The sequence below is a fragment of the Verrucomicrobiota bacterium genome, assembly GCA_016871495.1.
Classification (GTDB): domain Bacteria; phylum Verrucomicrobiota; class Verrucomicrobiia; order Limisphaerales; family VHDF01; genus VHDF01.
In genome coordinates this window covers 1-7,286 of the sequence record VHDF01000142.1, presented here as the reverse complement: position 1 = coordinate 7,286, position 7,286 = coordinate 1, and the positions used below count along the sequence as shown (strand labels likewise).

10 protein-coding genes are annotated in these 7,286 nt (G+C 61.5%); 5 read left to right on the top strand and 5 right to left on the bottom strand.

The genetic code is table 11. The annotated features are described in order from the left end of the window. Positions 1-388, bottom strand: a 388-nt coding sequence (locus FJ404_18850) for a hypothetical protein (GenBank protein MBM3824911.1), incomplete at its 3' end; no start/stop codon positions are given. Positions 389-1,014: 626 nt separating this feature from the next. Here FJ404_18850 and FJ404_18845 point away from each other — a divergent pair. Further along, positions 1,015-1,809 (top strand): thymidylate synthase, encoded by a 795-nt coding sequence (locus FJ404_18845; GenBank protein ID MBM3824910.1) that lies wholly within the window; start codon positions 1,015-1,017, stop codon positions 1,807-1,809. Between the two features lie 50 nt (positions 1,810-1,859). Next, positions 1,860-2,294, top strand: a complete 435-nt coding sequence (locus FJ404_18840; protein MBM3824909.1) for a dihydrofolate reductase — start codon at positions 1,860-1,862, stop codon at positions 2,292-2,294. Positions 2,295-2,298: 4 nt separating this feature from the next. Here FJ404_18840 and FJ404_18835 read toward each other — a convergent pair whose 3' ends face one another. From FJ404_18835 to FJ404_18825, 3 genes are read right to left on the bottom strand one after another with little or no spacing between them, the layout of a single operon-like run. Next, entirely contained in the window at positions 2,299-3,018 is a 720-nt protein-coding gene (locus FJ404_18835; GenBank protein ID MBM3824908.1) for a beta-lactamase family protein, read from the bottom strand. Then, positions 2,967-3,908, bottom strand: a complete 942-nt coding sequence (locus tag FJ404_18830; protein MBM3824907.1) for a beta-lactamase family protein — start codon at positions 3,906-3,908, stop codon at positions 2,967-2,969. Before FJ404_18830 ends, FJ404_18835 begins: the two co-directional genes overlap by 52 nt. Beyond that, positions 3,905-4,153: a hypothetical protein gene (locus FJ404_18825; protein MBM3824906.1), complete on the bottom strand. Its 249-nt coding sequence runs from the start codon at positions 4,151-4,153 to the stop codon at positions 3,905-3,907. Before FJ404_18825 ends, FJ404_18830 begins: the two co-directional genes overlap by 4 nt. Positions 4,154-4,284: 131 nt before the next feature. Here FJ404_18825 and FJ404_18820 point away from each other — a divergent pair, with 131 nt between their 5' ends. The 3 genes from FJ404_18820 (at position 4,285) to FJ404_18810 (ending at position 6,941) form a co-directional block, all read left to right on the top strand. Beyond that, entirely contained in the window at positions 4,285-5,043 is a 759-nt protein-coding gene (locus FJ404_18820; protein ID MBM3824905.1) for an RraA family protein, read from the top strand. A 142-nt stretch (positions 5,044-5,185) separates the two neighbouring features. After that, positions 5,186-5,827 carry a peptide-methionine (S)-S-oxide reductase MsrA gene (msrA, locus tag FJ404_18815; GenBank protein MBM3824904.1) on the top strand — a complete coding sequence of 214 codons (642 nt, stop codon included), beginning with the start codon at positions 5,186-5,188 and terminating at the stop codon, positions 5,825-5,827. Positions 5,828-5,912: 85 nt separating this feature from the next. After that, positions 5,913-6,941: a zinc-binding dehydrogenase gene (locus tag FJ404_18810; GenBank protein MBM3824903.1), complete on the top strand. Its 1,029-nt coding sequence runs from the start codon at positions 5,913-5,915 to the stop codon at positions 6,939-6,941. Between the two features lie 3 nt (positions 6,942-6,944). Here the strand turns inward: FJ404_18810 and FJ404_18805 are convergent. Beyond that, positions 6,945-7,286: hypothetical protein (locus FJ404_18805; GenBank protein MBM3824902.1), on the bottom strand; the 342-nt coding region annotated here is incomplete at its 5' end.

Genomic DNA, 7,286 nt, shown 5'->3' with positions numbered 1-7,286 from the left:
GGAGGCTGCCTGAGTAGTGGCGGGCCAGGAGGAACATGCCCAGGCCGCCCCAGGCTTGATGGGCCAGACAGAACCAGCCCAGGCCGCGATCGGCGCCCACGAGGGCGACGAGCCAGGAGCCTGGGTAAAGGACCATGGTGTTCCATTGGGCCAGAAAGGGGACACCGCAGTTGCTGAGAGGATTCCAGAGCGGAAGCTGCCCGGAGAGGAGGTGTTGTTCGAGATAGCGGGCGAGGGGAAAGCCGAAGTAACCGAAATCGCGGAAGAAGAAGGCGGAAATGCCGAGCACGACCTCGGGATAGGAGGCGGCGATGAGGAGAACCAGGACGAGGCTGAAACGCCACGCGGGGCTTTCCAACCGCGCGGAGATGAAGGTGGACCCCGTCATGAAAGGGTGACTCCGGCTCGACAGGGTTCCAGCCTGACATCCGCCAAGGACTCAGATCGGAGAAGAGTCAGGTCAGGGCTGGTTGGCATGCTCGCGCGGCGAGCTTACTACCTCACTGTGCCCCTCGCAACGAAGCTTCCTCCGCCCAGAAGCAGTGCCGTGCATCCCGAGGTGGTCTGCCATGTGGCGCAGGCTGCCCAGCCTGCCGTATCGCCGACTGCCCGTCGGCCCGGCGGGTGAAGAACGAGGCCCTTTCATGCTCTCCACGCGCCTGGTTCTCTTCGTCGCCCCGCAGGCTGGGCAGCCTGCGAAACAGCAGACAGGGCTGTCTGCGTGACCACGACAACCCGGTCACCGACAACCTCTTCAAGCACCGGAAGCAGTGTGGCCCATCGGCAAGTGACCGGTTGTAGTGCGACATGCTGGAAGCCAGTCACCGATTTGCCACAAGTGATGCGTTGGAACTCGAAGAGCCACCCAGCCCTTCGACGTGGCGGCGGCTGGCTTGCAACGCTGCCGCACTCTCCATCCTCAAGTGACGGCCCAAAGCGTGGAAGGCGCCCCTCGTGAAAGCAACCGCGGCGTTTCCTTGAATTCTTTGCCCACAGCCGTTTGTCTATCCGCGCATGTCGCCCTACCTCGATTTGCTGCGGCTGGTTCTGCGCGAAGGAAAGTTTAAGCCCGACCGCACGGGCACGGGAACTTATTCGGTGTTCGGAGCGCAAGCTCGATTCCCGCTCAGCGCGGGTTTTCCGCTGCTCACCACCAAAAAAGTGCATCTGAAGTCGGTCATTTACGAGCTGCTGTGGTTCCTGCGCGGAGATACCAATGTCCGCTGGCTGCAAGAGCATGGGGTGACGATCTGGGACGAATGGGCCGACGCGGAAGGCAACCTCGGACGCGTCTATGGCGCTCAATGGTGCGATTGGCGGACTGCCGACGGCCGCTCCATCCACCAGATCGACCAGGTGATCGCTCAAATTCGGGGCCGTCCGGACAGCCGGCGTTTGATCGTGACCGCGTGGAACCCCGGGGAAATCGAGCGGATGAAGCTTCCGCCCTGCCACACCCTGTTTCAGTTTTTCGTCCTCGACGGGGAACTGAGTTGCCAACTTTACCAACGCAGCGCTGATCTCTTTTTGGGCGTGCCCTTCAACATCGCTTCCTACGCCCTCCTGACGCTGATGGTGGCTCAAGTGTGCGGCCTCAAACCGGGGACTTTCGTCCACACCTTCGGTGACCTGCACCTGTACGCGAATCACCTGGACCAGGCCAAACTTCAACTGACCCGCGAACCCCGGCCCTTGCCCCGAATGATCTTGAATCCAGAGGTCCGGGAATTGCGTGACTTTCGCTACGAGGATTTTCGATTGGAAGGATACGATCCGCATCCTGCCATCAAGGCACCCATCGCCGTGTGAACCCACCCGACACCGACACGGTCCCACGTCCCTTCCGTGCCATTGCCGCCATGTCCCTGAACCGGGTCATCGGCAAGGACAACCGCATCCCCTGGCATCTGCCCGAGGATTTTCGCTGGTTCAAACGCGTCACCCTCGGCCACGTGCTGGTCATGGGACGGAAGACCTTCGAATCGATCGGGCGTCCGTTGCCGGGTCGGACCACGGTGGTGCTGTCGCGCACGTGGACCGACCATCCCGGCGTCGAAGTCGCCCGCAGTTTGGATGAGGTGCGCCTTCCCTCCGACGGCCGCCAGGTTTTCTTGTGCGGCGGCGCGGAGATCTACGTCCAAGGTCTTGATCGATGTGCGGAGCTTTTTTTGACCGTGGTCCAGAGGGAAGTGGAAGGCGACGCGTACTTCCCGCCTTTCGAGGATCGCTTCGCCAAGGTGGAGACCGTCCTGAAAGCGGACGAGTTTGTGGTGGAACATTACCACCACCGATAAGCGGTTAGGGCGAGTGGCGCGCCGCGCGGAAAAACCGAACCGGAACCTTCGCGTCAAAGGGGATCCGGACGGTTGAGTTCGGTGTAGGGAATAGGTCAGCAGGACGCCATTCATCCAGGTTTTCCGAGATTTCGAGCCGGTAGGGCGACGGATCATCCCCGGTCAGAACGAGCTCCAGCTCGTTCTTCGCCACCCTCAGCGAAAGTTGATTGGGATCCGGTTCTCGCGCGTAGTCGTGGGTCCGGCCGGATTGAGTCCACTTGAGGGAAACCGCGCGCGCATTCGAATCGAGTTCAAACTGGCCTGTGGTATTGGGTCCCAGCTCGATCCCGAGCGCTTCGAACCGCGTGGCGGTGATGGCCATGGCTGGAAAATCCGCACGACTGGCCGGGTGATAGAAAATAAGTTGATCGCGTTCCACACGAATCTCGAATCGATCCCCTTCCTCCGACCGGTATTGTCCAGCGAGATTGTGAAGTTGAACCGTGGAAACCTGAAACGGGCGCCGAATCGTGGTCAGAGGATAGCTGGAATCGAGAAGGTACAGGCCGAGTTCGCTGATGGAGGCGTAAAGGTTGGCGCGCGAGTTGGAAAGGACGACCGCGCCCAGACGCCGGGCAGGGTGAAACGCCACCAACGCGGTTTGGCCAAAGGTGTCGCCACCATGGTAAACTACGCGTCCACCTGATAAATCGACCAGCCACCAGCCGAGTCCCTGTTGGATCCCGGGTTAAGCCGAAGCCCCTCGTGAGCGGCGGGCTTCCGCCATGGCCGGCGAGAGCGCGTTGGTTTGAAAGCCCAGTTGGTAGGTAAGGAAAGTGAGCAAATCGGAGACGGTGGAGCGGATTTCGCCCGCCCCCCAAGGGAGGCCATGCGGAACGGCGGACGTTCGAGCACGCCATTGTGACCCGTGGCCACGCGCGCGGAAAGCGCGGCGGGAATTTCAAGTTGGGTATCCTTCATGCCCATGGGTTCGAGCAGCCGTTCGCGCAAAAGTTGCTCGTAAGTTTGGTTGAAACGATGGGCCAGGGTGAATCCAAGCAGGCCCATGCCGAGGTTGGAATACTCCCACGTCTCTCCCGGTTGCCGGGGGAGGGCATAGCCGGAAAGGAACTGCCGCAGCGCCATTTCTCCAAGGCACTCGAAAACCCGGTAGGGCTCGTCCAGGCAGAGATTGGACGGATTGTTCGGCAAGCCGGAACGATGGGTCGCCAAGTGAACCAAAGAAATTTCGGGAGTGCCCGAGGGGATGGGAAAATCGATCGGGAGCAGAGACTGCACCGACTGATCGAAACCAACCTCTCCCCGCGCCACGGCGTCGGCGAGCAGCAGTGAGGTGAAAACTTTGGTCACCGAACCGATCTCGAAAATCGTCCGCTCGTTCACCGGGGCCGGATCCTCGAAATTGAGCCGCCCGTACGAGAAGTAATCGCGTCCCTCGGCATTGATCAATCCGATGGAGATGCCCGCATTGTAGCCGTAGTCCACGCGCTGGCGCGCGCGGCTCTTGACCGTTTCCGTAATCGAAGGAGGCGCTGCTGCAACCGCGAGAGCGCATCCCAAGCCTGAGCACATCCAGATCAGGCGAGTAAATCGCGCCACAGTCGAGGTCATGAGCACCACCTTGCTCGAATCCGCGGACCTGCACAAGCCGACGGATTTCGGAGTGTGGCAGCGCGGTGAAGAGAAGCGGAGACCACGGGTGGAGAAGTACGAGGAACGAGGACCGCCTGAGTTCCGTGCATCCCGATGTTGTTGGTAGGGCGGGCCTGTCCCAGCCCGCCGCCCACGGGATGCAAAACATCATGCTCCGGCGGCGCGCCGGGACGGACGCGCCCTACCTGCATCACCGGCAACATCGGGATGCACCGGCCTGAGTCCACCCCTCATCGAACAGGACAGGCGGTTTTCCGCATCCGGCTCGCTGAGGTCTTGCAACCTCATCACCCGGGATTGACCGCCGGGCCTGAAGTTTCGAAAGTGGAGGGCGATGAGCTCAACCCCTCTCCTGCCTCATGACGTGTTGTTGCAACTGAAACGTTGGAACACTCCGACGATTTACAATGGATGGGAACAGATCACGAGGCATGATCGGACACGAGACGCCATCAACCTCGAAGAAACCCGCGATTTCATGCCCCAAATGGGACCGATGGTGGGCTGGGCAGTCACCCTGGTCATCGAGCCGGGGAATCCCGCTCATCCGAAGGCGAATCCGCAATCCACCGCCGAATTCCGGCGCTATGTGGCGAGTGTCAGGGGACCGAAAATCGTGATCGTGCAAGATTTGGACAAGCCCCGCGTCGTGGGCTCTTTCTGGGGCGAGGTGAACAGCAACACCCATCGAGCGCTGGGCTGCGTGGGTACCATCACCGACGGAGCCATCCGGGACCTCGACGAAATGACAAACGCCGGCTTCAAGGCGCTGGCCCGCAGGCTTTGCGTGGGCCACGCGCATGTCGTGCCCGTTCGTTGGGGATGCGAAGTGGAGGTGTTTGGGCAGCGCATCCGTCCCGGTCAACTCCTGCACGCGGACAAGCATGGGTTCCTGGCCGTCCCTGACGACGACCTGCCACGATTGCTCGACGCCGCTCGTTTCATGGACACCAACGAATGTCAGACGGTGATCGCCGCCGCGCGAGCGGCCTCCGGACTCACGAATGAAGAACTCCTGCAGAACCTGGACCAAGCCGGCGCGCGCTTCCGCGCCGCCGCCCGGAAGCAGTTCTCCAAGGATGGCGAGTGGTAGAGCGCAGGCCACCTTGAATGCGTTGCCATCATGGACGGTTTCCCCATCCCGTTAAGCTTCGTTTTGAAGGACAATCGCCGCATTGCCATTCCTTAGGGATTGCGGCAAATTGACTCATGGCCAGTTCGCGCTGGATTGGAATATGAACAGCTTGACTCGTCTTCAACTCGGATTGCTCTTGTCCCTTATGACCCTTGCTCATTCGAGCCTGCCGTCTTCCGCCGCCCCGGCCTCGAACCCGGCCAAAGAATCCCTCGCCACGGTTGGTGGCGGCTGTTTTTGGTGCGTGGAGGCGGTCTTCGAGCGAGTACCCGGGGTCAAGTCCGTCGCCAGCGGATATGCCGGCGGTCCCACGGACCATGTCACCTACGAGCAGATTTGCACTGGAACCACGGGCCACGCCGAGGTGATTCAAATCGCCTTCGACCCTGCCAAGGTTAGTTTTAAAAAATTGCTCGACTTGTTCTGGAAAGCACACGATCCCACAACCCTCAACCGTCAAGGGGCCGATACCGGCACGCAGTATCGGTCCATCATCCTCTACCACGACGAGGATCAAAAAAAGGCCGCAGAAAAGTCCAAGGCTGAAGCTGCCAAACGGTTCAGCCGCCCCATCGTGACGGAGATCGTGCCCCTGAAGAAATTCATCATGGCCGAGGGATATCACCAGGATTATTTCCGGCTCAACCCGCGCAATCGTTACTGCAGCCTGGTCATTCAGCCCAAGCTGGAAAAGCTCGAACAAGGCGGCGCGCTTCCGAAGACGGAGGGGAAAAAGCCCTAACCCGAATATCCCCAGTCGCGTCACAAGCATGAAGGTTCCAAGCTAAGCCCCAGGTTGGGTCTCAGCGGTTTTCCCCTCTCCCTCCATGCGCGCCTGCCGCCTCCTTCGCACCGGCCTCCCCGGGGAGTTTGAGATCGCGGATATCCCTGGTCCGCAACCCTCCTCCGGCCAGGTTGTGGTCCGAGTCCGAGCCTGCGGATTGAACCGGCTCGACCTCTGGGTCGAAGAAGGCGGCTTGCCCGTATCCGTCCCGCTTCCGCTCATTCAAGGCTGCGAAATCGCCGGCGAAGTGCTTCAAACCGGACCCGGAACCACCGGTTGGCAGCCCGGGGACCGCGTTGCGATTCAATCGAATTTGTTCTGCGGACAGTGCGAGTTTTGCGCGCAAGGCGAGGAGTCCATTTGCATGCGCGGCGAAATCCTCGGGGTGCATCGTCACGGCGGATTCGCCGAACAGGTGCTCGTGCCCGCCTCGAATCTCGTGCGATTGCCAGACCAAGTGAGTTTCGAGCAATCCGCGGCTTTGACGCTCGCGGGATCGACCGCGATGCACATGCTCACGCACCGTGCCACGGTTGCTCCCGGCGCAACCGTCCTGGTCGTCGCCGGGGCCAGTGGTGTGGGTTCGGCCGCCATCCAGATCGCCCGCGGCCTGGGCGCGGATGTGCTCGCCCTGGCTTCAACCGAAGCCAAGCGCGACTTCGCCATCTCCCTCGGGGCTCGCGCGGCGTGGAACGGACGAGATCCCGCCTGGCCCAAAGCCGTGCGGGAGGCGACCGGCAAGCGCGGAGTGGATCTCGTGGTGGAGCATGTGGGAGGCAAACTGCTCGCCCAATGTTTCGAGTGCCTGGCGCGTAACGGCACGGTGGTGACTTGCGGCGCCACCGCCGGACGCCGCGTGGAATTTGATCTCTGGCCCTTTTTCGTGAAACAGCACCGCCTCGTGGGCAGTTACGGACGCCATCGGGAAGACATGCGGCGCACCCTCGAATGGGCCGCGAACGGACGCCTCCGCGCTGCTCTCCATCGCCTCGCGCCTTTGGACGAACTCCCTGAATCCATGGCGCAACTCAGGCGGGAAGAGGTCATCGGCAAGACGGTCATTCTCCCTTGATATTCAAGAAGTGAGGTGGCCCAAGGCCAAGAGGCCGTAATAGGTGTATTCGCAGTCCAGGTGTTCCTCGTGCCAGTGCCCGTGGAAACCACCCTCGTTCGACCACAGGGAATCCAGAAAATCGAGGCACAACTCCTGAACCCCATCCAGCGGGACGGACAAGGCCGACAAGGCATGCAAAGCCGTGGCTGTGCTCAGCAGATCGGGAATCGGCGCGTTGGGAATGGCCCGAAATCCGCCCATGGGATGCGACTGCGCCAGCAGCCAGCGGGCCGCGTCCGCCGTGTCGAACGCCGCGCCCAAGTGGCGCAGAACCCCCACGGCGGCAGCGGTGGAATTGGCGCC

Coding starts and splice junctions, on each gene's coding strand:
- msrA (MBM3824904.1), top strand. CDS start 5,186: ATGAACAGCTTGACTCGTCTTCAACTCGGATTGCTCTTGTCCCTTATG.
- FJ404_18820 (MBM3824905.1), top strand. CDS start 4,285: ATGAGCTCAACCCCTCTCCTGCCTCATGACGTGTTGTTGCAACTGAAA.
- FJ404_18845 (MBM3824910.1), top strand. CDS start 1,015: ATGTCGCCCTACCTCGATTTGCTGCGGCTGGTTCTGCGCGAAGGAAAG.
- FJ404_18830 (MBM3824907.1), bottom strand. CDS start 3,908: ATGACCTCGACTGTGGCGCGATTTACTCGCCTGATCTGGATGTGCTCA.
- FJ404_18825 (MBM3824906.1), bottom strand. CDS start 4,153: ATGTTGCCGGTGATGCAGGTAGGGCGCGTCCGTCCCGGCGCGCCGCCG.
- FJ404_18810 (MBM3824903.1), top strand. CDS start 5,913: ATGCGCGCCTGCCGCCTCCTTCGCACCGGCCTCCCCGGGGAGTTTGAG.
- FJ404_18840 (MBM3824909.1), top strand. CDS start 1,860: ATGTCCCTGAACCGGGTCATCGGCAAGGACAACCGCATCCCCTGGCAT.